Below are 23,501 nucleotides of genomic sequence, written 5' to 3'. Positions count from 1 at the left end.
TCAGGCCGGGTAGAGGGTGAGTTCGATGCCGTCTTCGTGAAGCAGCAGCAACTCGGCGGGCAGGATGGCGTCGCCCAGGCGCCGGGCGCGGGCGGCCGGCAGTACCGGCGCCAGGCCCGGCACCTCGCCGTCGCGGTAGAGGCGGTCCAGGTCGACGGCGACGAGGCCCGCGACGGTGTGCAGCACGCGCAGCACCTCGGAGGCCGTGACGGGCAGGGCGAAGTCGCGGGCGTCGACGGCGAAGGCGTCGCGGAGGGCGGCCTCGGCGGCGGCCTGGACGTCCTCGGGCCGGTAGGCGGGGTCGTACCAGACGGTGGCGGCCAGCCGGAAGGTAGGGGTGGCGGCTCCGGCCAGCACCACCACGGCCGCCGGATCGCGTACGGCGTCGATGGCATCGCGGAGGTTGTCGAGCAGGGGAGACACCACGGTCTCGCCCTGGACGTCGGCGACGGTCAGGTGCACCAGGTGCGCCTCGCCGCCGAAGAGGCGGGTCGCCTGGGCCTTGCCAATGCCGGCGAAGCCCCGCGCGAAGTCTTCGAAGTCCCGCAGGGAGACGATGCGGTCGAGTGTGAGGACGGTGCGCGGGGCGTTCCGGCGGGCGTCGTCCGTCGTCTCGGGATCGGCGGCTCCGGCGGCCGCCAGCGGGTTGTCCACGCCGTCGATGCCGTAGGGGCGTGTCATCAGCAGGGTGAGTTGCCCGGCCTGCACCTCACCGGCAAGGCCGAGGCCGGTGCGGTACGTGGCCGTGACGTTCTCCTGCCCCGAGGGCAGCCGTGCCCCGTTCACGCCGTCGCCGAAGGTAAGGGTGGTACGGGCCGCGTCGTCGAGCCGTACGGTGTAGACCCGCGCCGCCGGCGCCTGGCCGTAGAGGGAAGGCACTTCCTCCCATCGTACCCCGCCCACCCGTACCTCGAGCGTGCTCGCGGTGCCGTCCGGCGTCGCCGCGGAGACGTACGTCAGCGGGGTTTTCCCGAGGGTGAAGGCCTGGTTCCTCACCGATCCGTCGCCGCTGCCGAGCACCTCCGTCACGGTCTCGCCGTGCGTGGCCGGCACCACGTTGCCGTAGAGGGTGACGGTCTCGCGGAGGTAGCTGTTGGCCAGCGCGTTCTCCAGCACCACCGTCATGTGCGTTCCATGGTCGGTGACGGACTTGACGACGGCCACCTCGCCGTGGATACGGGTGTCCTCCTCCGGCACCTCCGCCCCGGAGGGTTGCCCCTGCACCAGGATCGTTTGTCCTTCGAAGAAGAGGTCGTCGCCGCGTGTATGCGCGGCGGGGGGTTCGACGTCGAGGGAGGCCCCCGCGACGGGAGCGGTGACGGGCCGTTCGGCAAAGGCGAGCCGTTCGGGCTCGGCCAGCACCAGCGTCTCCCGCAGGCCGAAGCGCCGGAGGTTTTCCCGGATATCCACCGTCACCCGGGTGATCTTCGTCGAGAGGGTAAAGTCGGTGCGGGTGAGGGCAGCCACCTCGACGGCACGGTAGAGTTCGGTGTAGGCGGGTCCGACCAGGGCGATCCAGCTGCCGGGGAGGATCTGGGGATAGTCGGCGTCGAGGTCGAGCCGGGCGGCGTCGACGTCGATCTCGAAGCCGGGCCAGTCCGGACAGGTAGGCCGGCCGTCGGCGTCGCGTTCGGTGCAGTAGGCGCGCTTGATCTCTTCGGGCAACGCACGCCAGTCCGGCGCGTTGTGGCCGAAGAGGGCGGCGCGGCGGCGGAAGACGTACAGTTCGGCGTTTCGGGTGGCGGGTTCCACGCGGCGCGTATGCGCCGCGTCGGTGCCGAGGCCGGGCTCCCAGGTCAGCCGGGTGCGGTCTTTTTCGGCGTCGGGTTCGACGGTTTTCACCTGGCGCACATCCCATTGCTCGCTGCCGAACCACGCCTTGCGCTCGTCGCCCACGAGCAGGAGGTAGTCGCCGGGCTGGATCCGGCTGGTGATGCCCTGGATGTAGGTCTCGGTGTCGCCGAAGGCGGGGAGGTGGGGCTCGGTGCGGCGCGGGCGGACGGCGTTCCAGGCGGTGCGGGCCTCGAAATCCTCCGTCGTCTCGAAGGTCTGCGGCTGCTCGTCGGAGGCCGTCGGGACGCTCTGAACCTTCGTGCCGGCCGGGAGGGATGCCCGGGCGGGGCCGCCCGCTCCCTCATTCACGTGGAAGGCCAGGTACGTGCTCGCGGCCACGCCGGGCCGGAGTTCGTAGCCGATGGTGCGGGCGAGTTCGAGCAGCGACCGTCGTTCGGTGGCGGTGCGGAGGAACCCCTCGTTGGCGATGCGCTCCTGGTAGAAGGTGAGGACGTCGGCCACGGCGGCCCAGGCATCGAGGAGGGCGATGGCGGGGTCCGCGGGGGAACGGGTGGTCAGGCGGGCCAGCGGGCGTGTGCCGGCATGCCCGTCCCCGGGCAGTTCGATGCGGCCGATCCGGTCGAGCATCCGCCGGAGGATGGTGCCGTGCGTGCCGGTGCGGTAGGCCAGGGCCGAAAGCCCGGGACGGTTCTCGTGCCGGGGCCCTGCCGGCGTTTCTTCGCAACAGCCGCAGGTCGGAGACGTCGTTTCGTTTCGGGTCGAGGTCATCCTTACAGCCCTCCTTGCATGAACAACTCGATTTTGCCGTTTTCGGGTCGGTTGGAGTCGTTGTCGAGCCGGGCGATTTCGAGGCGTCCCATGTCGATGAAGCCCTGTTCGTATTCGCCGTGGTAGGGCTGGCCCCGGCGCTGGAAGCGGTGGGGTTTGGCGGGATGCACCTCGGCGTCGATCCACTGCACGCCGGGCACGGCCATCGCCGTGGCGAGGAGGCGGCTGAGATAGACCGGCTGTCCGAAGGTGAAGTGGTCCGGGTGGAAGAAGCCGCGTCGTCCGTCGGGCAGGTCGCGGGCCGAGAGCGCGTCGAGGAGGGCGGTTTTCACGTCGGCGCGGAAGAAGCCGGGGGCGACGCAGACGGTGAAGGCCACGTCGAGCGGGACGAAGCGGGGGCCGTCGATTTCGAGGTCCTGCCCGGCCAGGCGGAAGCGTTCGAGGAAGGCCCGGAGGTCGGCTTCGAAGGCGGCGTCGACCGGGCGGCCGCCGGTGCGGTCGACGGCCAGGAAGAGGGTAAACCAGCTCCCCGTCCAGCGTCGCCGGGCGACGGCCTTCTGCACTTCGGGGTGGCGCCGGGCGACGTCGGCGTAGTCGGCTTCGGTGACGGCGCGTTCCTGGATGCGAAAGGCCTGCGGGGCGTAGAGCTTCACCTGGGCCGGTGTTTCGGGGGCGGTGCCGCCGGTGGCGGGAAGGGGATTGCGTACCCGGGTGATGCCGCCCGCGGCCGTGACCACGTGGGCGAGGGCCTCGGCCCCCACGTTGCCGTCCGGCCCGTTTCCGACCCGGTAGGTGGCCGTCAGGGCGAGCCCGGCTTCCGGCCGGCGCCCGTAGACGCCGTCGCCGAAGCGGAGGCGGGCCGTGCCGTCGTCCTCCATTTCGACGACGAATTCGGCGGCGAAGCGGCCGCTGGCGAGCAGGTCCCGCCGGGGCGTCCAGGTCAGCCCGCCGCCGGTGAGGGTCACGGCCGGCAGGGCGGCCCGCGGTTCCTGGCGTACGGCTTCGGCGGCCGGCCGGGCGGCGGCCGCGGCGGCGTCGAACGGCACGCGGTACGTGAGGCCGCGTTCGGCCAGCTTCGGGCGATAGCGGGCCGCGGCTTCGGGCAGCGGGAGGGCCTCGGTGGCGATGCTCCGGCCGGCGTCGGCCAGGACGACGTTGCCCCGGGCCACCGTCAGGTCTTCCTCATACCGGTCGCCGATCCGGGCGGAGAGGCAGAGGGAAAACGGCAGGGCGTCGCCCGCCGCCCATTCGACCTCCACGACCGGCTCGTCCGTGACGGGGTCGCGGGTAAGCGGGCCCGGCGTGCGCGTCCCGTCCGGTGCCACCCCGGCCTCCGGCACGGTGCGGGTCAGCCGGACGGCGTGCCGCCGCGCCGGGTCGGCGTCGGCTTCGAGCCCGGTTGCGGCGCCGCGGACCTCTTCGAAGAGCAGCACGTCGCCCGGGCGGAGGCGCAGCCGGGCGGTCTCGTCGTCGCGGAGCGTGGCGCGCGTTGCCCCGGCCGGCAGGCAGCAGGCCTCGTCGGACCAGGTGTAGAGGCGGATTGTGTTGTGGGCTGCGTAGAGGGTCGTTCCGGTGAGAAGTTCGAACACCTCGGGCCGGTGAAGGGCACGGGCCGTCTCCCAGGTGCCGGGGTCGAGGACGACCGGTTCGGGCATCCGGGTGAGCAGGCGCGTCCGGAAGCCGGTGGCGTCCTCCGGGGCGAGGACGAGCCCGTCTCCGCCGGCGTCGACCTCGAGGCATACCCAGGCCCGGGCGTTCACGCCGTCGTGCATCGCATAGTCGAGGAGGCGGGCGTGGCGCCGGACGGAGGGCCGGCGGCGCGCCGTGCCCAGGTAGGCCTCCGTCGCCACGGCATCCTGCTGGTAGCTGAGGTAGTCGCCCGTGTACGCCAGCACCTCGACGAGGGCGATGCCCAGGTCGGCCGGGTTGCGCTCGGTCCATTCCGGCAGGGTCACCGAGAGCCGGTCCAGGAGGAGACGGCGGAACGTGCCGTAGTCCCGGGCGAGGTAGTCGAGCGGCGGGGCGGAGGGCGGCTCGGGCGGGCAGGCCTGCACGGGGGCACAGTCGAACTCGGAGGGGCAGTCGATCTTGAAGGAGAAGGGGGTTTCGGACAGGACCGGGTCGAAGTCGGGCCGGGGGACGTCGCTCGTGGGGGAGGTGACGATGGAGAGGGTGTAGGTGGAATGGTCCCCTTCGGTATCGGTGCGGACGACGAGCAGGTGGTCCGGGTCGGGCCGGGCCAGGAGGAAGTCCCGCTCGGCTTCGTTGAGGAGTCCTTCGGCAAAGGCGGCTTCGGCGTCGTCGGCGGCGCGGGCCCATTCGACGCCCACGTGCGCGACGCGCACCCCGCCCGTGATGCGGAGGTTGCCCGCCGTCAGGTCTGCCGGGACGGGTTCGAGCAGGCGCACGAGCAACGTTCGCTGGCGGGGGCTGCCGGCCGGCGCCTCGGCGTCGAGCACTTCGAGGTAGTCGATGCCGTTGAGGGCCGTGGCGTCGGTGAGGTTGCGGCGGCGCGGGGTCCGGCAGGTGTAGGGAAGCGGCATGTCAGGTCTCCCGGCTGAAGGTGGCCGTACGGGACTCCTGCGTGCGGCGGACCCGGTACTGCACCGTCACACGGAGCAGGGCGTCTTCCTGTGCAACCGTCACGTCGATCACGTCGATGAGGTCGCCCAGCCAGCGTTGCAGGTTGCTCTGGACGAGGAGGCGGGTCGTGGCGGCCAGTTCGGCGCTGTTCGGCGCGAAGGTCAACTGGCGCAGCCCGCTGCCGAAGTCGGGCCGGTTGACGCGTTCGCCGGGGCTGGTGAAGAGCACCTGCTCGATCAGGTCGCGGACGTGGTCGTCATCGCCGGTCGTGGCCGTCCGCCCGCGCCCGTCGATGTGGAAGGGGAAGTCGAGGTTCATGGTTTGGGTGTTGGGTCTAACGGGTTGTGTCGTCTCCGCTTTTCGGCGGCGGGATGGCCTCTGCGCCGTGCGTATTTCGCGGGGCCGCCTGCTCACGCACCACGCACGATGCCGGGCTATCCCGGCCTCCGCAAGCGGATCCCGCACGGAGCATCAAATGATGCCGATACCCCTTCACCGTCGCCCGGCCCCATATCTCTGAGGCTCAGGTGGCGATGACGCGGGGCTGGGCCGCCACGATGGTAGGCGGGCCCTGCGGGATCTGCTCGGCGCTCAGGCAGAGGCCCGTGCTCGTCTGGATGATGACCGGCTGCCCGTTCACGAAGACGCGGGTGGCCGGTACGAGCCATTGCACCTTCACACACGGTTGCGGTTTGGGGCCGGGAACGGTGAAGGCGCACCCCGCCACGAGGTAGGTGTCCGCCATCGTGGCGACCGGCTGGCCGCCGGCGAAGACGCGGGTGTTCGTCGGGATCACCGACACCTGACCGCCGTGCGGGCAGATGGCCGTGCCGCCGAGATGAAAAACAGGTCCAGGCATTTTTTCGATTGAAAGCTTGCAGATCGCACCGGCCGCGGGGGGGTAACGCGGCCGGGGCGGCACCGGGTCAGGTGATGACCAGGGCGCCGTTGTTGATGGTCACGGTCGGGCCGGCCATGACGATGGTGGCCCCTTTGCCGTTGGAGATCGTGATCCCCAGGTCGTTGACGAGGATCATCGCCCCGGTGGTGCTCTTGAGCATGATGCCGCCCGTGCCCGGCACGTCGCTGATCATCAGCGTGTTCTGCCCGAGGGTTTGCAGCACGATGCTGGGGGAGGCAGGCAGCCCGGCCAGCGCCAGCGCCGGCACCTCGGCGGCCGAGCTCCAGAAGCCGCCCGTCCAGATGGGGTAGTCCGGGTTGCCTCCCTCGAACTCGACCCACACGCCGGCGCCCACCGGCGGCAGCACGAAGGTGCCCGCCTGCGGTCCGGTGAACGGCACGCAGGGCATCGCCCAGCTCGAGGTCGAGAGGCCCAGCACATCGGGCAACTGGACGAGCAGCCGCCCCTTTTGCATCGGATCCACGTTGTTGAGTACCAGCCCGCGATACTTGCCGAAATAGGTTTCCATGGGGTAGGAGGGTTGGGGGATTCTTCAGGCGGTCCGTCCGGCCGTTCCGTCACGGGGGGACGCGGGGAACCGTCGGGAGCAGCCCGTCGCGCACGAGCGTGAAGTCTTGCTTGTATTCGCCTCGTTTGAGCCGGTGGGTGACGCTTTTGACGTAGTAGAGTCCGTTGAAGGCGTCGCCGGTGCCCCGGACGCCGACCAACCCGCGGGCGCGGAGCACGTGGCCGTAGCGGAGCACGTCCAGCGAGCCGGAGCCCTGGACCACGTCGGCGCTGCGGGAAGCCCGCGCCAGCCCGGCCTGGATGGCCTGGGCCGGATTCATGTTGGCGGTGTGGTTCATCAGTTCGATCCGGGGCAGCCCGGCCAGCAGCCCGAGCGGGGGCTTCAGCAGGTCGATGCCGGGGATCGGGATGGGGATCGGTGCCCGCGTGAAGGGCTCCTGGATGAAGACGACGGGCAGCACTTGCTCGCCGCCGGTGAAGCGGAAGTTGATCGACTCGACGTTCGTGAACCCGTCCATGCCCACGTTCAGCGCCGGCTGCGGCACGCCGAGGCGGGCCTCGGGGCCCCAGTACGCCACGTTCGTGCCGGGTGCCGGGCCGGGGACGATGTAGAACGTGTAGCCTGCCTCGCGTGCCATCATCCTGACGTAGTTGAGGTCCGTGCCCCGGTGCGTCGGGATGCGCTCGACGGGGATGGGCACGTCCAGGAACAGGGTGGGGATGACGAGCGGGATCATCCCGTAGACCGCATACTTGGCCACGATGAGGGCCACCCGGGCTTCGAAGGGCATCCCGGGATAGGGGATGCCGGTGAAGTCGATCTGGTCCATGGCCACGGTCAGGTCGGAGCCGGCCAGTGTGAGCGTGGCCTTGCCCGTCTGCACGTCGGGCGCGATCTGCTGGTCGGTCACGAGGCCGTCCATGAGCACGTGCGGCGTGCCCCGCACCGTGGCGACCAGGATGGCGCGGAAGAGCGGGGCCAGCTCGCCCAGCAGCAGCATCACCGTTGTGAGGGCGGATTTGCTGTCGAAGGTGAAGGTGAGGGTGAAGGCCGCCGGCTCGCCATCCGTCTCCCGGACCTCGACGCCGGTGAGTGCCTCGGTGACGGGCTTCGGGACGGGCACGGGGACGGTGGGGCCCATCAGCAGGGTCAGATGGATGCCGCCTCTAAGCATGCGGGGGACCGGGAATACCTTCGGGAAGGGTGATGCGCAGCCGGCGCCCCGGTTCGGCGGTCAGCTCGTCCGGGTGCAGGACGCGGTGGGCGTCGGCCAGGCGCCAGAACAGCTCGGGATCGCCGAAGGCGCGGGCGGCGATGAGGTCCGGCCGGTCCCCGTCGACGACGGTGTGTTCCTGCTGCAGGGCCAGGCGCTCCGGCGGCGGCAGGAACCGCCGGCGGAGGTAGGCGATGACCTGGCCGTCTGCCTTCACGTATTCCGCCTGTTCGGTGCGGTAGTAGCGGCTGTTGAGGGGATAGGTGGCCATGGCGTGGTTGTGAGGTGTCAGAAGCCGAGGTCGGCCGCGCGGGCGAACGGGTTCAGCCCGGCCAGCCGTTCCAGCTGTTTGTGGTAGGTCATGTACAGGTTGCCGCCGGCGTGCTCGAAACCGAGGTCGTTCACGTTGAGGACGCGGAAGCCCAGGGTGACGCGGGCGCGGAGCGGGTTCAGCGTGGGGTCGAACGCTTCTTCGGTGATGCTGAAGTCGGTCACGCGCACGGGCACCACCCGCTGCTTGCTCCAGACGAAAAGCGTCAGCGGGGCCTCGACGGGGAGGATCTCCAGCGTGCCGGCGTTGGCCAGGTCGTTGTTGGCCTGCAGGCGGCTGCTCTCGGGATAGACCATCGTCTCCAGCGCAGCCAGCTGGGGGAAGATGCCGTGCTCGACGGTCGTCCGGTGCTGGTCGGGGAATTCGAGCTGGTCGGCGGCATCGATCTCGGCTTCGAGGCGGTAGGTCTCCACGGGCGGACCGCTCAGGCGCAGGGCCTGCGAGCGGTCGGCGTTTTCGCCTGCACTCTGGACCTGAAGCGTTCGCGTCAGCGTCGTCGGGTTGTACTGCAGCACGATCGCACGCCGGACGGTGCCGGAATCCGGATCGACGAGCACGAGGCCGCCTTTGAGCAGTCGGGGAGCGCCGGGAAAGGTGGTCATAAGGAAGCGTTCGGGAAAGGGCGTCGGAGGCGGGCAAACCGGTTTCCGCTAACGCGGGGGTTCCGGTGGAGGATGGATGTGGAAGCGGGCCGTCTGGCCGCGGTACGAAACCGACAGGGTCGCCGGAAGGCGTGCGGCCCCGGCAAAGACGAATTCGGCATTGACCGACACGCCCCGGCTGTTGCCGACTTCGACCTGGGGGCCGGCGGGCCGCTCCCGCACGTCGAACGACCGTCCGTCCGCGTCGTGGAGTTGAACCGTGAGGTCTTCGCCCCGTACCGGCGGGAGGTCGGGAGGACGGGTCAGCACCAGCGTCACGTGCCAGGTGTCGTGCCGCCGGTCCCGGCGCAGGTGCGGGTAGATCTCATGGGTCCCGAAGGACTGCGAGACGGGGGAAACCCTGAAGGATTCGTTCGGCATCGGTATGCAAGGTTCGGGGAGAAGGCGGATGGCCGCTACGGCACCGTGCCGTTGCCCTCGACGACCCAGGAAGAAGACTTGATCGTTTTGTCTCCGTCACAGGCGTCCACCAGCCGGCCTTCAAACTCCAGGTGCATGTCCAGGCGATCTCCGGAGCTGAGCGAGCCGAGGCTGAAGCCGGGAAAGTCAAACCCTTCAAACTTGCAGCCGGTCGCCTGGTCCGGGTCCTTGAATTTGCTGGTTGCAAAGGGGATGGCGTGGTAGCCGTACTTGTGATCGGTTCCGCCGATGGTAACGCAGTCCTCGTGCCAGGTGGTACGGCTCAGCGTGTTGGCACAGAGCTGGTGGGTGACGTCCGTTCCGTTGTAGTTGAAATACCCGCGAACGAACTGCCGGTACTCGCCGCATTTGCAGTTGTCGGTGCAGGGAGCCGAGACGGGGGCTATGTGAAACCGGGCGTTCATGGCAAACGAGGCCCCGAACTTGCCGGAGCCGAACGTGGCGGCGAGGGTACCGCTCGGGATGCTCGTGAAGTCGGCGGCCCCGATGGGGCAAACGAACGTGCCGCCGCCACCGCCGCTGCCGCCACCACCCTGGGTCTGAACCGGTCCGGGATCGAGACTCCCGGCATGAAGCGGGGGGTGCCGTGTGGCGGTAGCCACGAAGCCTTCCTGGTCCACCGACGGGGTGATCGAGGCCGGGCGCTGTTCCGGAAAGAGCTTGAGGGTGGAGAAAGCGTGCCCTGTGCCGGGTTGCAGGGAGGGGGTGTGCGTCCCGCGGCCTGTGGGGCGGGTGTTTCGTGCCGGGGGCCGCCGTTCGAGTGTGTGCACCGTGGCCGGTTTTCCGGTCTGTCGTTTTCGCCGGCATGCGGCGCATTCGCCCGTCGGTCCTTTCGTGCCCCCGCAGGCGCAGGTGTGCACCGGGACTTTCCCGGCGGGCGAGGGGGGAGGGGTGGTTTGCTGTAAGCGGGACGTCTTCATCGGGTGAGTCCTCCGTAGATCGCGGATGCGAGTTGCAGGCCCAGCCGGGCGGTGCCGGCGTTCGGCTGGGCCTCGAACGCGCCGCCGTCGTGGTGGGCTGCCGCGCCGCCGGCCGGCCACGCGGGCGGGAGGCCCCGTTCGGCAAGGAGCCGGGCCAGCCCGGCCTCGACGGCAGCGGCGAGCAGCGCCCGGTCCGTCTCGGGAAAGCCGTCGAGGACGAGTTCGTCGATGTGCAGGATGAGGTTCGGCCGGGTCATATCCACCCCCGGGTTTCGGCTTCGGTGAGCGGTTTGTCGAGCTTGGCGTACTCCTGCCGGGTGGCTTCGAGCAGGTGTTTCATCTCGACGGGTTCACCGGCGCCGGCGGCGAGGAAGGCGGCGTTGAGGGCGATGTTGCGGATGTTGCCGCCGGTGAGGGTCAGCCGGGCCAGCTTGCCGGCGTCGAGCCCGCGCGTCGGGGTCTCCCCGGGGAAGATGCGCTCCCAGATGCGGAGGCGGAGGGCGGCATCGGGAAAGGGGAAGGTGACGATGAAGCGGATTCGTCGCTGGAAGGCATCGTCGAGGGCGTCCTTCAAGTTGGTCGTCAGGATGGCCAGGCCCCGGTATGCCTCCATGCGCTGGAGCAGGTAGCTGACCTCGATGTTGGCATAGCGGTCGTGGCTGTCCTTGACCTCGGTGCGCTTGCCGAAGAGGGCGTCGGCCTCGTCGAAGAGCAGGATCGCGCCGCCCGCCTCGGCGGCGTCGAAGACGCGCCGCAGGTTCTTTTCGGTTTCGCCGATATACTTGCTGACGACCTGGCTGAGGTCGATGCGGTAGAGATCGAGGCGCAGCTCGCCGGCGAGCACCTCGGCGGCCATCGTTTTGCCGGTGCCGCTGGGGCCGGTGAAGAGCGCGCTGATGCCGAGGCCGCGGCGGGACTTGCGGGCGAAGCCCCACGTCTCGTAGACCTGCAGGCGGTGCCGGACGTGCAGGGCGATGGTGCGCAGGGTCTGGAGGGGACGCTCGGGCAGGACGAGGTCGTCCCACGTGGCGACGGGCTCGATGCGCCGGGCGAGGTCGTCGAGGCGGGGACGGGCTTGCCGGCGGCAGGCGTCCCACAGCCGGTCGCCGGTGGTTCGGGGTGCGTGCGTCGGGGGGGTGCCGGCACTTGCGGCCGCGGCGCGGATGGCCGTTTCGCCGAGGTCGAACTGGGCGGTGAGGCGTTCGATCTGGCCGTTGAGCGGGGCGGTGTCCGGACCGAGGATCGCCGTCCAGAGCTCCCGCTGCTCGTGGGGGGTGGGACGGGTCACGAAGAAGGTGAGGAGCGGGCGGCCGGGGGGGCAGGCTTCCGGCAGCCGGTGTTCGGGAGCCAGCAGCAGCACGGGGGTGCGTCCCCGGGCCAGCCATTGCCGGAGGTAGGGGGCCCGCCCGGCGTGTTCCGCCTCCGGCGTGCAGGCGTCGAGGGCCAGGGCACAGCCGCTCAGGATCGCCTCGCGTTCCCACAGCCGCAGCAACACGTCGAACTCGTGGGGCGTTGCGGGCAGGGTGTGCACGGGCATCACGCGCAGGTGCAGGCCCGCGCGCTCGCACACGGCGGCGGCGAGGTTCTCCAACTCCGTACCGGTATCCCCGCAGAGCTGGAGGACCGGCCACGGCCGGCCGGCGGGAACCTCCCGCCAGGCCTGTGCCGCCGCCTCGACGACCGCGCGGTGGGAGGGGACGAGGGTGACCGGCGGCGTCGAGGCCGGCAGGATGAAGCCATCGAGCTGTTCGTCCGGCGGGTTGAGACCGGTCAGGTAGTGCAGGATGCGTTCGTCGAGGCGGAGGGGGCTGGTCGTCAGGGAATCCCCCGGGCGGACCTCGACCAGGCGCCAGTGCCGGAGGGGCGCCGCCGGCGTGAGGGCGCTCCAGTGGGCTTCCGGCTCGAAAGCGGCCAGCGCCAGCCCGAAGGTGGGGTAGGGAACGCCGTGGCAGGCGGTGCACAACCCGGCGAAGTCGGCTTCCAGCTCCATGCCCGCGCACAGGAGGAGGACGGCCCGCTCGAAGGACGAGAGCCCGAACGTGCGGCAGAGCAGGTCCAGGGTCGTGGGGGGCGATCCGGCGGGGACGTCCTGCCGGGTGCGGGCCGCGTCCGAGCCGGACCCGGATGCGGTGTTGCCGGCCTCGCGGGGCGGGCCGGTCTCCGGCGTTCCGGCCCGGCGTACCAGCGCCCCCCGCACCTCGTCGAGGGCCTGTACCAGGGCCTGCTGGCTGGCGCCCGCTCGGACGCGGGCGTGCCGGGCGTCGGATGTCGCTTCCGTGTTCATGGATTGTAGCGCTCCCGGAAATAGCGTTCCAGCTGAAGCCGCTCCTCCTCGGAGAGGGCCCGGTGGTAGACCAGGACTTCGGCGACGTCGCCGAGGAAGAACCACGCCGGGTCCCGGGAGCCGTCGAACGTGGCGGCCCCGGAGCCGACGCCAAGGAAGCCGAAGCGCGTCGTGCCCGAACCCAGGCGGTGCCCGGCATGGGCCGTCGCCTGGGCTGCCGGCACGCCGTCGACATACAGGATCTTGTTGGGCGTGGCCGGGCCGGCTTCGTACCACCCGCAGAGGAGGTGCCACCGCCCGTCGTGGTAGGCACCCGTCGTGCGCAGGGTGTGCGGGGTGCCGGTTTCGTCGGTGGTGTCCCATCCGGCGCCCGGGGTGGTGTCGTCCCGGAGGGTGAGCTGCCAGTATTCGCCGTCGTCGAACGAGGCGATGACCTGGGGGGCGGGCGCGGCGGAGCGGACGAGGGCGCAGACGGTGAGGCCTTCGAGCTGCCCGGCGGTGTCGTACGACAGGTTTTCGAGGGCCAGGTAGTCGTCCGACCCGTCGAAGCGGAGGACGGGCCGGGAGCCGAGTCCGTGCGCCACGAAGGCCGGGCGACGGGCGCCGTCCGGTTGCACGGCATGGCGCTCGTGGCCGCTCTGGTCGGCCCAGCTCGAGACGCCTCCGGCATCGAAGGTGACGCCGAGGTCGGAGCGGAGCCAGAGTTCCAGGCCGGGTAGCTGGTCCGGTGTGGGAACTGGTGCCTGCAGCCCGGGCCGGACGGTGATGACCGGCGTCTGCACCGGAAGCACCGGCGCCGGCGTCGTCTCGGCCTCGATCAGCACGACCGTGCCGGCGTACGTCATCGACAGGGTGTAGGGCGTCTGGAAGAACACGGACCAGAGCTTCGACAGCTCTTCGAGGGACAGCGGGATGGGGGTGAACTTGACCTGTTCGATGTCGTCGGCCAGGTTCGAGCCGGCGAGGAAATGGCCGGGGTCCACGGCCACGGCCGCATCGATGGCGGCCTGGATCATGGGGCGGGTCAGGACGGGCCGGGCGTGCAGGGTGCGCGAGACGCTGCCGAGGATACGCTGCGGCTGGAGGCTTTCCTCGTCGCCGTAGAAGGTGAGCAGGTAGTAGAGGTCGAGGGCGATGCGGGGGCGCTGCACCGGTTGCCCGGCCCCGCCGCGTGTGGGCAGGTCGTTGTTGCGCCACGAGGCGTTCGGGGTTGCCTGGTACAGGTAGATGTTGACGCCGAAGTTGCCGGTGGCGCTGAGCCGGGGGTTATCCGGCCGGAGCGTGGTGGCCTGGGCGCCGGGCACGTCGGTGCTCAGGCTTTCCAGCAGCAACTGCTGGAGCGTGGCCGTGGCCGTGGCGATGGCGAGGAAGTTGCTCATGCGTGCCCTCCGGCCTTGCGGCGTTTCAGGTAATCGTCGAGCGTCATGACGGCCGGCTGCACGCGCGGCTTCTCCGGAGACGGTCCCGGCGGCGTCGGGGGCACGGCCCGGATGACGACGCGCCCGATGGTGACGTGGATCGTGGGCGCGGCGGCCGGCGGTTTGCCCGGCAGGACGGGTTCCGGCAGGCCGCCCGCCGGGGAGACCATGACCGGGGGGTCGGAGGGGGGACGGGGGGGGATGGATCGTGCGGGCAGGGACACGACCGGCGGCGCCGGTGCCCGTTCGGGAGGCGGCGCGTCGCCGGGCGGAACGGGGGCTGCGGGTGATACAGGGGGGGCGGGCGCCGCGGGTGCCGTGGCGGGGCGCGGGGAGGGCGGGGCGGCGGGTGTGTCCGCCGGATGCGCCCCGTGTGCCGGTGGGTTCGGGGGGGGCAAGTGAACCGGCGCCGCCGGAAGGGCGGGCGGGAGCACGGGGTGGTGCGGTCGCGGGCCGTCTTCGTGCGACGGGCGGGGCCGGGCGTCGGGGGGAGTGGACGCCGCCGGAAGGGGCGGGGCGGGGTGCGGGGGCGATGCCGGCACACGGGGCGGCGGGGCGAGGGAGCCCGGCCCGGCCGGGGCCGGCAGCGCCGCCGGTGGGACCGCCGGCTCCGGCGGCGAGGGAGGCGAGGTGCCCGGCGCATCGAACCCCGGCACCGGCGAAACGGGTGTGGCGGGCTCCGGCCCCTCGGAAGGAAGCCCCGGGCCGGGAGACGGTGGTTCGTAGCGTCCCCGGAGGCGGGGCCGGGCCAGGGGAACCGAGGTGCGGCTCCGGGCGACGATATGGTGCAGGAAGTCGGGCATCAACCGATCATGTTGAGGTAGGCCTGCCGTCGCCAGGGTGAGAGGGCCAGGATGTCACGCTCGGCCCATCCATAGGCCGTCGCCAGCAGGTGGACTTCGTGCAGGGTGCGCCGGGCCCAGGCGTCGAGTTCGGCCCAGAAGAAGCCGGCCACGTCGAAGACGATCTCCCAGGTGTGGGTGCAGGCCGGGCAGGTGAGGGCCAGGCGCAGTTCGGCCTGGGGATCGAGCCGGCCCATCTCGGCGGCCACCGCCCGGACGACCGGCTCGGGCAGGTCGGCCGGGCTCACCGTGTCGGCGCCGCGCCGGGCCTCGATCACGCAGCGTTCGAGCAGCAGGCGCCGGGCCGTCTCCGCGTCCGGGGCGCGCCGGAGGGGCTGCGGGTCGGTGCTGTCGGGCAGGCGGAACGTAACGTCGAAGCCGCCTTCGTGGATCGAGTCGGTCGGGGCGTCGCCGGGGGCGGGCACGAGGAGGTCGTCCTCGGCCAGGGTGAACTCGACGCGCTCGCTACAGGCCAGGCAGGTGGCGGTGCCTTCGAGGCGGGGCCCGCAGACCGCGGTGCGCAGGGCCAGGAGCAGGGCGTCCCGCCGGCCCAGGGGCAGGGCGGCCAGGTCCTCCCACGCCGCACCGGGCAGCACGGCGACGAGGAGGGCGAGGGCACGCCCCTCCGGGGCGAGGGGGGCCGCCCGCTCCCACACGTCCATCAGCTCGGCTCCGGACGGGGTGCGCATGGCGGCCTCAGGGCTCGGTGAACGACGGCTCGGTCGGCTCGGTGACGTCGTAGTCGCGTTCCCAGCCCTCGTTCTCCAGCTTGATCGTCTCGATGGCGACGGCGTTGGCGCCGGCGTCCAGCTCGGGCAGGGCCTGGTATTCCGACACCCAGCACCGGTACACCTTGTAGGCCTTGACCACCTGCCCGGCCTCGTTGTAGACCTCGATGATGAGGTCTTTCCGGAAGTCGGCCAGGGAGACCTCGCTGCCGAGGCCGGAACCGAAGTTCCAGATCTTGTTCGCCCACCGCTCGAACTCCACGTCGTGCGTGACGCCGCGTTCGAGGGTGATGGCGTCGTACTTGGTCTGCCCGGGCGATTTGCGCTCGGTGCTCGGGTCTCCTCCCTCGCGATGGGTGATCGGCTCCGTGGTGCGCTTCAGCGCGCTGACCTTGCTGACGCCGGCGACGTAACGCCCGTCCCATTTGACCCTGAACTTGAAGTTCTTGTACGGGTCGAATCGCTGTGCATTGACGCTGAACTGGGCCATGGTTCGGTTTCGAATTTCGGGTTTCGGATTTCGACTTTTCCGCCGTGCTAGGCCTCGACCTGGCCGGCGATCTGCTGGATGCGGATGATGACGAACTCGGCCGGTTTGAGCGGGGCGAAGCCGACCAGGATGTTGACGATGCTCAGGTCGATGTCATTCTGGGTGGTCGTCTCGCGGTCGCACTTGACGAAGTAGGCCTCGCGGGGGGAAGTGCCCTGGAAGGCGCCCTGCCGGAAGAGGTTTTGCATGAAGGCCCCGACGTTGAGGCGGATCTGTGCCCAGAGCGGCTCGTCGTTGGGTTCGAAGACGACCCATTGTGTGCCCCGGTAGAGGCTTTCCTCGATGAAGAGCGCCAGGCGGCGGACCGGCACGTACTTCCATTCGGAGGCGAGGCGGTCGGCGCCGGCGAGCGTGCGGGCGCCCCAGACCACGTTGCCCGTCACGGGAAAGGTGCGGAGGCAGTTGAGCCCCAGGGGGTTGAGCGTGCCGTTCTGTTCGTCGGTGAGCCGGTAGGTGAAGGCGCGTACGCCGGAGAACGAGGCGTCGAGGCCGGCCGGGGCTTTCCAGACGCCGCGCTGGGCGTCCGTCCGGGCGATGATGCCGGCCACGGCGCCGGAGGGGGCGAACGCCGTGAGGCGGTTCTCGTTGAGCGGGTCCGGCATCAACAGGCGCGGGAAATACGCGATGGCGTTCCGGGCGTTGTCCGTCCCGATGGCCGTGCGCAGGTCGTTCACGCCTGTCTCGGCCGTGGGCACGTCGATCCAGCCGGCCTCGGGGTCGACCAGGAGCATGGCCCGTCGTTCGCGGCAATAGCCGGCGGCCGTGGCCAGCGTGGCCGGGTCCACGTCGGCGGTACGGGAAAGCGGGGGGATGCAGAGCAGGTTGAACAGGTCGGCCGCGTCGAGGGCGAAGAGGCCTTCGCGGTCGGCTGCGCTGCCCTCGATGTCGGCGTCCTCGATGTCGCTGCCGTCGCTGCCGTTGCCGTCGGCGTCGAAGGTGCCTTCGGCGGGGCGGGCGTTCACCGTTCCGCCGGCGACGCGCACCCGGCTCGAGCCTTCGGCCAGGACGTTCGGCACGAAGCGGGGATGCGCCGCGTCGGTCGAGACGTTGAGGAACGTCTCGGTGGCGAGGACGGTAGTGCCGCCCGGCGTATCGAGCTCCTGGACGGTCAGGTTGAACAGGTCGGCGGCGCCGGTGCTCGTGTTGTGATCGACGACGGCGCGCAGGGTGTTGCCCCAGGCGCCGGGGCTGGCGGCTTCGAGCGTGAGCGCGGTAGCCGTCGGGTCGGCCTCGTCGGCCAGGTCGAGGGTGGCCGTGAAGTCGGCCGGGGTCTCGGTGGGTTCCAGGTGGAAGACCCGCACGATCAGGCCTTCGGCGCCGCCGTGCTGGAAGAAGTGGCGGACGGCATAGCTCATCGTGCTCTCGGTCCAGAGGCCGCCGAAGAGCCGTTCATAGTCGGCGAAGCTCTGGATCCGGGTGGGCTGGTTCACCGGTCCTCGCCGGGCCCGCCCGATGAACGCGGTGATCGAGGTGGCAACCCCGGTGATGGTTCGCACGCCGCTCGGCACCTCTTCGATGTAGACGCCGGGATAAGTCGGAGCAAGCATGGCACCTCCCGTCAAAAGGTGGATGAAGGAAGCCTGGCGGTACGGGAGAAGCGGGCTTGGAAGGGCGAGCGCACCCGTGCGTCGACCGCAGGCCACCGGCAGGCGGGACCGCAGAAGCGGAACCGTTGCGGCAGGCCGGCCAAGGACACTTCACCCCGCAGGGACCGGCTGAGACTTCAAGCAGGGAACGGGAGGATGACAGGTATTTGCGAGAAGCGAGGCGCAGGAACAGCGTGGCGCGCAGCCCGGGAGCAAATAGATGTCAACGGGACGAATTACTGCGCAACCGCCCGGTATCGACTCGATGGCTCAAACGAAAGTGCTCAGCGGTACCGCCATGATACGACAGGACCGGGGAAAATTTTCTTCAGAAAATGTCAACGAATTGTGTCGGCTCTGTCACGAAACAGTTTTCCGGTCAGAAGGTGAGGCGCAGGCCGGTGAAGGGTTCGAAGCGGCGCTGTACGAGGTAGCGTTCGGTGCCGTCGTCCCCGTCGTCGAGGCGTTCGTAGGTATAGCGGGCCCGGGCAAAGACACGGAAGTCGCCCAGGAAGCGGTAGTCGGTCTGGAAAACGAGGGCGGTCAGGTCGCCGAGGTCATTGAAGAGGGAGAAGAAGCCGCGGAGGCCGCCGCGGTCCTGTCCCAGGTAGAGGCTGAAGCGGCGGGCCCGCAGGTAGAGGCGGAAGTGGAAGGTGCTGAGGGCCCGTGCGCCGTAGTGGCGGCGGAAGGCGTAGTAGAATTCGAAGCCGCTGAAGAGCAGGATGCGCAGTTCGGTCATGAGGTCGTTGCCGCCGCCGGCTGCGGCCAGGGGGACGCCGGCAAAGACTGCCTGGGGGTTGCTTTCGTCGAAGTCTTCGGCTTTCAGGATGCGGGCCCGGAGGCTGTTGACCTGGTAGAAGGGGCCGACGTAGGCGGGGATGAACTGCCGGCCGTTGTAGAACAGGGCGAGGCGAAAGTGGAAGCGGGCCAGGTCAATGAAGTTGTCGGCGTAGAGGTCGGCGCCGAGGAGGAGGCCGTCGCCGAAGTGTTCGTAGCGGGTGTAGCTGAGGAAGGGGGCCAGCAGCAGGGCACCGGAGCGGAGCAGGACGAACCGGGCGTCGGCGCTGTAGGCGGTGAAGCGGGGTACGCCGTCCGGGTGGGGGGCCAGGTCGGTGACGTAGCCGGCGCCGAGCTGGAGCGAGCGCAGGCGCGGGTCGCGCACGCGGAAGAAGGGGGTCAGGGCCAGGCGCCCGCCGGTGACCCCGTCGAAGAGGACGTTGTCCGTGAAGCCGGACACTTCCAGCGCGGCACCCTGCCACATCATCTCCAGGCCCACGGTGCGCTCGTCCCAGGCCACGTCCGAGTTGAAGAAGTCGACCACGTGGCCGGTGCCCAGCCGCATCCGCTGCAGGGGGCCGCCCCGCAGGTAGAAGCGCGCGCGGGACGGGGCGTTGTAGCGGGCGAACTCGAGCAGCCGGAGCAGATCGTACGCCTCGTCGACGTCCGGGCGGTACGTGCCGTAGATGCCGGCCCGGAGCGTGCCGCGGAGCCGGGCCAGGACCGGCCGCGTGTCCAGGTCGAGCGTGAAACTGGTGGCGGTGCGCCACTGCGCGCCGATGAGCGAGAAGCCGCCCATGACGTCGAGCACCTGCCGGCGTTCCCACCATACCTGCTGGATGTTCTCCCGCGGGTCGTCCGAGGAGCCGATCAGGGCCGGCTGCTGGGCCCGGGCCGGACCGGCCCACACGAACAGGTGGCCCGCCAGCCCCGCCGCCAGGGCGAAAAGCAGCATGTCTGGAAAGGGAAACCGGGACACGGCTGTACACTGTCCGGGCGGATGAGTATGTTGCGACCCCGCACGACGGCGGCTCGGGGAAATATACGACACGGGTTTTCGAGGTGTCGAAGGCCCGGCCGGCGCGACCACGACAAACCCACGACGCACGCGACGTGAGCACCATAGACTGGCTGATCGTCCTGGCTTACCTGCTCGCCACGCTGGGAATCGGTGTGTACCTGGCGCGGCGGGCTTCCTCCTCGATGGAAGAGTTCTTCGTCTCCGGGCGGTCGTTACCCTGGTGGCTGGCGGGGACCTCCATGGCAGCGACGACCTTCTCCATCGACACCCCGCTCTACATCGCCGGGGTGGTGGGCAACCGGGGCATCGCCGGGAACTGGGAGTGGTGGGCTTTCGCCATGAGCCACGTCGTGCTCATCTACGTCTTCGCCCGCCTCTGGCGACGCAGCGAGATCGTGACCGATGCGGAACTGATCGAGCTGCGCTACGGGGGGCGTCCGGCCGCCGTGCTCCGGGCCGCGAAGGCCTTCCTGTTTGCCGTGCCCATCAACTGCATCGGCATCGGCTACATCATGCTCGCGGCCGTCAAGGTGATCGGGGTGCTCGGCATCTGGGAAGGGCTCGGTTTCGGCCCGGACGAGCAGATCCTGGGGACCGATCCCAAGCTGCTCACCGTGCTCGGTGTGGCGGTGCTGGTGCTGCTCTACGCCGGATTTTCCGGTCTCTGGGGCGTCGTCACGACGGACTTTTTCCAGTTCTTCCTGGCGCTTTTCGGGGCCGTCGCCGTTGCCTTCTACGCCCTGCGGAGTCCCCGGGTGGGCGGCCTGCACGGGCTCGTGGAAAAGGTGCAGGCCACGACGGACTTCGACGTGCTGGCCTTCATCCCGTTCACGCTCGGTCAGGAGGGGAACTGGTTCGGGGTCGGATGGAGTGCTTTCGCCGGCATCTCGGCCAGCACCTTCCTGGCGTACGTCCTGCTGCAATGGTGGACGTTCCGGCGGTCGGACGGCGGCGGGGAATTCATCCAGCGCCTGGCGGCCTCGAAGACGGAGGCCGAGGCCGAAAAGGCGGCCTGGTTCTTCAACCTCATGCACTATGTGGTGCGGACGTGGCCCTGGGTGCTCGTGGCGCTGGCGGCCCTCGTGCTGTACCCGGACCTGGAAGACCGTGAGCTCGGCTATCCCCGGCTGATGCTCGACTTTCTCCCCTCCGGGATGCTCGGGCTGGTCGTGGCCTCGCTGGTGGCGGCCTTCATGAGCACCGTCTCGACCCAGATCAACTGGGGGGCTTCCTACCTGACACACGACCTCTATCGCCGGTTCATGCGCCCGCAGGCCACCCAGCGGGAACTCGTGCGGGCCGGGCGCGTGGCGTCGGTGCTGGTGACTGCCCTTGGCGCGGCAGCCGCCTTCTTCGCGCAGGACGTGGCGGCGGTCTTTCGCCTGGTGATCGCCATCGGGACCGGGCCCGGGGTGGTGCTGATCCTGCGCTGGTTCTGGTGGCGCATCAACGCCTGGGCGGAGCTGGCCGCCATGGTGGCCGGCTTCTTTACGGGGCTCTTCACCACCGTCGTGCCGGTGCTGCGGATCGACGACTTCGGCATGCGCCTGGCCGTGATCACCGGGATCACGACCCTCATCTGGGTGGCGGTGATGTACCTGACCCCGCCCGAACGCCCCGAGACGCTGGTGGCGTTCTACCGCAGGGTGCGGCCGGGGGGACCGGGCTGGGCCGCCCAGCGGGCCGCGACGGGCCTGCCCCCCGCCCAGTCGCTCGCCCGGGACCTGCGCCGCGTCCTGGCGGCCCTGCTGCTGCTCTTCGGCCTGATGTTCGGGATCGGCGGCGGGCTGCTGCTGCGCTGGGACGTGGCGGTTGCCATGACTGCCGTCGCGCTGGCCGGCGGGCTCTGGCTCTACCGGATACGGGGGGAGGAGCGCGACGCATGAGCCGGAAAGCGCACACCGGTGAAACACGCGCCCGGCCCGCACATTGGATGGCAGTGGGGGGGCCGCTTGCGGTCGGGACACGGCCTCCCGGCACGGCACGGACCCGACCCGGATCTCCGAGCCGGTACTGGTTCAACGTCATGGCCCTGATTCCTTCCCTGCCGCTTTTTCCGCTGGAGGTGGTCCTCTTTCCCGAGGAGGTCCTGCCCCTGCACATTTTCGAGCCGCGTTACCGGGAACTGGTGCATACCTGCCTGGCACAGGATCGTCCCTTCGGCATTGTGCTCTTCACCGGCGGGGAGATCGCCGACGTGGGCTGTATGGCGCGGATACGGCGTGTGTTGCACCGCTACGAGGACGGGCGGATGGACATCCAGGTCGAGGGGTTCCGGCGCTTCCGCATCCGCCGTCTCATGCACGAGCACGCCTACCTGACGGCCGAGGTGGAGACGCTCGACGAGCCCGAGGCCGAGGTCGACAACGACCTGCGGGAGCGGCTGATCACCCAGCACCTCAAGCTGCTGGAGCTGGCCGGCCGCACCGTCCGCCCCACCATCTACCAGGATGTGAACCGGGTCTCGTACTTCATCGCCCACAATGCCGGGCTCTCGCTGGGACAGCAGCTGGAGGTGCTGAAACTCCCCACCGAGAACGAGCGCATTGCCTATCTGGTCGAACACCTGGGCGGGTTGTTGCCCCGGATCGAACAGGTGGAGGAGGTGCGCCGCAAGATCCGGTCGAACGGGCACCTCCGCGACTTCCCGCCCGACGCCGGTGAAGCGGAACGCTGAGGCGGCGGTACGTGGAAAGGCGTTCCGCGTTGAACGCCGGCCCGGCCACCTCCAAACGTGCAACGTCCAACGTTGCAACGTGCAACCGTATCTCGACCCGTAATCGAAGAAAATGCCCCGTATCGGTCCCTATACCCTGCACGTCATAGAAACCGGCCGCTTCGGCCTCGACGGCGGTGCCATGTTCGGCATCATCCCGAAGCCGTTGTGGGAACGACGCATCCCGGCCGACGCCCGCAACCGCATCCTCCTGCACATGCGATGCCTGCTGCTCGAAGGCGCCGGCCGGCTCATCCTCGTCGACACGGGACTGGGCGACAAGTACGACGCCCGGTTTCAGGAGATCTATGCCGTCGACCACGCCACACACGAGCTGCACGCTTCGTTGAAGCAGGCCGGTTTCTGCGCGGCCGACGTGACGGACGTCATCCTGACGCACCTGCACTTCGACCACGCCGGTGGCGGCACCCGGCGCCGCGGCGACCGGATCGTCCCCACCTTCGAAAACGCGACCTATCACGTGCAGGGTCGCCACTGGGCCTGGGCGGTGGCGCCCAACCCGCGCGAGCGCGGCTCCTTCCTGAAGGAAAACATCGAACCGCTGGCGGCTTCGGGGCAGCTCTACCTCGTCGACGGGGACATCGAACTGTTTCCCGGCGTTCACCTGATGACGATGCACGGTCACACCGAGGCCCAGCAGCTCGTGCGGGTGACCGACGGCGAGCAGACGCTCGTCTTCGTCGCCGACCTGCTGCCGACGACCGCGCACCTCGGCCTGCCCTGGGTCATGGCCTACGATGTGCGCCCCCTGGTGACGGTGGAGGAAAAGCAGCGCTTCCTGGAGCAGGCCTGTGCCGAAGGGTGGCAGCTTTTCTTCGAGCACGACCCGCAGACGGCCGTCGCCGGGCTGGAGCGGACGCCGAAGGGCGTCGCCGCCACCGACGAACGACCCCTGCATGCCCTCTGAACCGCCATCCCCGGTCGCCTGCCCGGCGGGAACCGGACGGCGGGGGAAGATTATCATGATTCTCAGCCAGGAACAGAACCGCCGTTGCGTCCGTACCGGCCCGCCTGTCGAAAATGAACGTCCTATGAGCCAGTCCATGGAAGTGTCCACGTCCAACCCGCCGGACGAGGTGGGCCGCGACGCGTCGCAGCCGCTCTCGGAGGAAGAGATCCGGGCACTGCTCGGGGCCATTCGGGTCAACATCTCCCGGGTCCATCACGAGATGAGCAATCCCATCTCGATCATTTCGGGGAATGCGCAGTTGCTTCGTGAGCTGGCGGCGATGGCCGGCATGGGCGACGACATCCGGCTCCCGCTGGAAGACATCGAGGCCGCCGTGGAAGCCCTGGCCGAGGCGCTGGACCGGCTGATTCTGCTGCGTAACATGATTCCCCGCCCGTAGGCCCGTCGGGTTTGGGGCGCCTCCTTCTTTAAGGATTTGCAGAGGATGCCGATTTCCCCTTGAAACGGATCCGGTGACGCGGTATTTT

Annotated in this window: 22 protein-coding genes; 4 read left to right on the top strand and 18 right to left on the bottom strand. The window is 69.8% G+C overall.

Going from position 1 to position 23,501, the window contains the following annotated elements; translation table 11 throughout:
* The 18 genes from GQ464_RS02035 to GQ464_RS01945 form a co-directional block, all read right to left on the bottom strand.
* Positions 1-2,562 (bottom strand): putative baseplate assembly protein, encoded by a 2,562-nt coding sequence (locus tag GQ464_RS02035; RefSeq protein ID WP_166978862.1) that lies wholly within the window; start codon positions 2,560-2,562, stop codon positions 1-3.
* A gap of 2 nt (positions 2,563-2,564) precedes the next feature.
* Complete coding sequence (locus GQ464_RS02030) at positions 2,565-5,105, bottom strand: putative baseplate assembly protein (RefSeq protein WP_228350518.1); 2,541 nt, start codon at positions 5,103-5,105, stop codon at positions 2,565-2,567.
* 1 nt (position 5,106) lies between these two features.
* Positions 5,107-5,463, bottom strand: coding sequence for a GPW/gp25 family protein (locus GQ464_RS02025; RefSeq protein WP_166981340.1), 357 nt, complete (start codon positions 5,461-5,463; stop codon positions 5,107-5,109).
* A 205-nt stretch (positions 5,464-5,668) separates the two neighbouring features.
* The gene (locus GQ464_RS02020; RefSeq protein WP_166981343.1) at positions 5,669-6,004 is read right to left on the bottom strand and encodes a hypothetical protein; all 336 of its coding nucleotides are present in this window, start codon (positions 6,002-6,004) and stop codon (positions 5,669-5,671) included.
* 67 nt (positions 6,005-6,071) lie between these two features.
* Positions 6,072-6,575 (bottom strand): phage baseplate assembly protein V, encoded by a 504-nt coding sequence (locus GQ464_RS02015; RefSeq protein ID WP_166981346.1) that lies wholly within the window; start codon positions 6,573-6,575, stop codon positions 6,072-6,074.
* 49 nt (positions 6,576-6,624) lie between these two features.
* A complete protein-coding gene (locus tag GQ464_RS02010) occupies positions 6,625-7,716 on the bottom strand; it encodes a hypothetical protein (RefSeq protein WP_228350517.1) in 1,092 nt (363 codons plus the stop codon).
* A gap of 25 nt (positions 7,717-7,741) precedes the next feature.
* The gene (locus GQ464_RS02005; RefSeq protein WP_166981352.1) at positions 7,742-8,059 is read right to left on the bottom strand and encodes a LysM peptidoglycan-binding domain-containing protein; all 318 of its coding nucleotides are present in this window, start codon (positions 8,057-8,059) and stop codon (positions 7,742-7,744) included.
* A gap of 17 nt (positions 8,060-8,076) precedes the next feature.
* The gene (locus GQ464_RS02000; protein WP_166981355.1) at positions 8,077-8,721 is read right to left on the bottom strand and encodes a hypothetical protein; all 645 of its coding nucleotides are present in this window, start codon (positions 8,719-8,721) and stop codon (positions 8,077-8,079) included.
* 48 nt (positions 8,722-8,769) lie between these two features.
* Positions 8,770-9,141, bottom strand: a complete 372-nt coding sequence (locus GQ464_RS01995) for a hypothetical protein (RefSeq protein WP_166981358.1) — start codon at positions 9,139-9,141, stop codon at positions 8,770-8,772.
* A 35-nt stretch (positions 9,142-9,176) separates the two neighbouring features.
* Positions 9,177-9,971, bottom strand: a complete 795-nt coding sequence (locus GQ464_RS01990; RefSeq protein ID WP_166981361.1) for a hypothetical protein — start codon at positions 9,969-9,971, stop codon at positions 9,177-9,179.
* Between the two features lie 146 nt (positions 9,972-10,117).
* Positions 10,118-10,378, bottom strand: a complete 261-nt coding sequence (locus tag GQ464_RS01985) for a hypothetical protein (RefSeq protein WP_166981364.1) — start codon at positions 10,376-10,378, stop codon at positions 10,118-10,120.
* On the bottom strand, positions 10,375-12,405 hold the full coding sequence (locus GQ464_RS01980) for an ATP-binding protein (protein WP_166981367.1): 2,031 nt from the start codon (positions 12,403-12,405) through the stop codon (positions 10,375-10,377). Before GQ464_RS01980 ends, GQ464_RS01985 begins: the two co-directional genes overlap by 4 nt.
* Entirely contained in the window at positions 12,402-13,784 is a 1,383-nt protein-coding gene (locus GQ464_RS01975; RefSeq protein WP_166981370.1) for a Pvc16 family protein, read from the bottom strand. Before GQ464_RS01975 ends, GQ464_RS01980 begins: the two co-directional genes overlap by 4 nt.
* The gene (locus GQ464_RS01970; protein WP_166981373.1) at positions 13,781-13,993 is read right to left on the bottom strand and encodes a hypothetical protein; all 213 of its coding nucleotides are present in this window, start codon (positions 13,991-13,993) and stop codon (positions 13,781-13,783) included. The genes GQ464_RS01975 and GQ464_RS01970 overlap by 4 nt, the downstream gene beginning before the upstream one ends.
* Positions 13,994-14,625: 632 nt before the next feature.
* The gene (locus GQ464_RS01965; RefSeq protein WP_228350516.1) at positions 14,626-15,354 is read right to left on the bottom strand and encodes a T4 family baseplate hub assembly chaperone; all 729 of its coding nucleotides are present in this window, start codon (positions 15,352-15,354) and stop codon (positions 14,626-14,628) included.
* Positions 15,355-15,361: 7 nt separating this feature from the next.
* Positions 15,362-15,883, bottom strand: coding sequence for a phage tail protein (locus GQ464_RS01960; protein WP_166980427.1), 522 nt, complete (start codon positions 15,881-15,883; stop codon positions 15,362-15,364).
* A 47-nt stretch (positions 15,884-15,930) separates the two neighbouring features.
* Positions 15,931-17,490, bottom strand: coding sequence for a phage tail sheath family protein (locus GQ464_RS18685; protein ID WP_166980425.1), 1,560 nt, complete (start codon positions 17,488-17,490; stop codon positions 15,931-15,933).
* A gap of 418 nt (positions 17,491-17,908) precedes the next feature.
* Entirely contained in the window at positions 17,909-19,261 is a 1,353-nt protein-coding gene (locus tag GQ464_RS01945; protein ID WP_166980423.1) for a hypothetical protein, read from the bottom strand.
* A gap of 158 nt (positions 19,262-19,419) precedes the next feature.
* On the opposite strand from GQ464_RS01945, the gene GQ464_RS01940 reads away from it, so the two are divergent.
* The 4 genes from GQ464_RS01940 (at position 19,420) to GQ464_RS01925 (ending at position 23,413) form a co-directional block, all read left to right on the top strand.
* The gene (locus GQ464_RS01940) at positions 19,420-21,213 is read left to right on the top strand and encodes a sodium:solute symporter family protein (RefSeq protein ID WP_166980421.1); all 1,794 of its coding nucleotides are present in this window, start codon (positions 19,420-19,422) and stop codon (positions 21,211-21,213) included.
* Between the two features lie 140 nt (positions 21,214-21,353).
* On the top strand, positions 21,354-22,004 hold the full coding sequence (locus GQ464_RS01935; protein WP_166980419.1) for an LON peptidase substrate-binding domain-containing protein: 651 nt from the start codon (positions 21,354-21,356) through the stop codon (positions 22,002-22,004).
* A 112-nt stretch (positions 22,005-22,116) separates the two neighbouring features.
* The gene (locus tag GQ464_RS01930) at positions 22,117-22,971 is read left to right on the top strand and encodes an MBL fold metallo-hydrolase (RefSeq protein WP_166980417.1); all 855 of its coding nucleotides are present in this window, start codon (positions 22,117-22,119) and stop codon (positions 22,969-22,971) included.
* 136 nt (positions 22,972-23,107) lie between these two features.
* Positions 23,108-23,413: a hypothetical protein gene (locus GQ464_RS01925; RefSeq protein WP_228350515.1), complete on the top strand. Its 306-nt coding sequence runs from the start codon at positions 23,108-23,110 to the stop codon at positions 23,411-23,413.
* Positions 23,414-23,501 lie beyond the last annotated feature (88 nt).

This window comes from Rhodocaloribacter litoris (assembly GCF_011682235.2).
In the GTDB taxonomy this organism is placed as follows: Bacteria; Bacteroidota; Rhodothermia; order Rhodothermales; family ISCAR-4553; genus Rhodocaloribacter; species Rhodocaloribacter litoris.
Note: the sequence above shows the minus strand (reverse complement) of the source record. Positions and strands in the feature narration are given on the sequence as shown.

Excerpts from the sequence above, each read along its gene's own strand:
- GQ464_RS01980 (WP_166981367.1), bottom strand. The coding sequence starts at position 12,405 with ATGAACACGGAAGCGACATCCGACGCCCGGCACGCCCGCGTCCGAGCG.
- GQ464_RS01925 (WP_228350515.1), top strand. The coding sequence starts at position 23,108 with ATGGAAGTGTCCACGTCCAACCCGCCGGACGAGGTGGGCCGCGACGCG.
- GQ464_RS01935 (WP_166980419.1), top strand. The coding sequence starts at position 21,354 with ATGGCCCTGATTCCTTCCCTGCCGCTTTTTCCGCTGGAGGTGGTCCTC.
- GQ464_RS01960 (WP_166980427.1), bottom strand. The coding sequence starts at position 15,883 with ATGGCCCAGTTCAGCGTCAATGCACAGCGATTCGACCCGTACAAGAAC.
- GQ464_RS01995 (WP_166981358.1), bottom strand. The coding sequence starts at position 9,141 with ATGCCGAACGAATCCTTCAGGGTTTCCCCCGTCTCGCAGTCCTTCGGG.
- GQ464_RS02030 (WP_228350518.1), bottom strand. The coding sequence starts at position 5,105 with ATGCCGCTTCCCTACACCTGCCGGACCCCGCGCCGCCGCAACCTCACC.
- GQ464_RS02020 (WP_166981343.1), bottom strand. The coding sequence starts at position 6,004 with ATGCCTGGACCTGTTTTTCATCTCGGCGGCACGGCCATCTGCCCGCAC.
- GQ464_RS02025 (WP_166981340.1), bottom strand. The coding sequence starts at position 5,463 with ATGAACCTCGACTTCCCCTTCCACATCGACGGGCGCGGGCGGACGGCC.
- GQ464_RS02000 (WP_166981355.1), bottom strand. The coding sequence starts at position 8,721 with ATGACCACCTTTCCCGGCGCTCCCCGACTGCTCAAAGGCGGCCTCGTG.
- GQ464_RS01930 (WP_166980417.1), top strand. The coding sequence starts at position 22,117 with ATGCCCCGTATCGGTCCCTATACCCTGCACGTCATAGAAACCGGCCGC.
- GQ464_RS01945 (WP_166980423.1), bottom strand. The coding sequence starts at position 19,261 with ATGCTGCTTTTCGCCCTGGCGGCGGGGCTGGCGGGCCACCTGTTCGTG.
- GQ464_RS02005 (WP_166981352.1), bottom strand. The coding sequence starts at position 8,059 with ATGGCCACCTATCCCCTCAACAGCCGCTACTACCGCACCGAACAGGCG.
- GQ464_RS02035 (WP_166978862.1), bottom strand. The coding sequence starts at position 2,562 with ATGACCTCGACCCGAAACGAAACGACGTCTCCGACCTGCGGCTGTTGC.
- GQ464_RS01985 (WP_166981364.1), bottom strand. The coding sequence starts at position 10,378 with ATGACCCGGCCGAACCTCATCCTGCACATCGACGAACTCGTCCTCGAC.
- GQ464_RS01965 (WP_228350516.1), bottom strand. The coding sequence starts at position 15,354 with ATGCGCACCCCGTCCGGAGCCGAGCTGATGGACGTGTGGGAGCGGGCG.
- GQ464_RS02015 (WP_166981346.1), bottom strand. The coding sequence starts at position 6,575 with ATGGAAACCTATTTCGGCAAGTATCGCGGGCTGGTACTCAACAACGTG.
- GQ464_RS18685 (WP_166980425.1), bottom strand. The coding sequence starts at position 17,490 with ATGCTTGCTCCGACTTATCCCGGCGTCTACATCGAAGAGGTGCCGAGC.
- GQ464_RS02010 (WP_228350517.1), bottom strand. The coding sequence starts at position 7,716 with ATGGGCCCCACCGTCCCCGTGCCCGTCCCGAAGCCCGTCACCGAGGCA.
- GQ464_RS01970 (WP_166981373.1), bottom strand. The coding sequence starts at position 13,993 with ATGGTCTCCCCGGCGGGCGGCCTGCCGGAACCCGTCCTGCCGGGCAAA.
- GQ464_RS01975 (WP_166981370.1), bottom strand. The coding sequence starts at position 13,784 with ATGAGCAACTTCCTCGCCATCGCCACGGCCACGGCCACGCTCCAGCAG.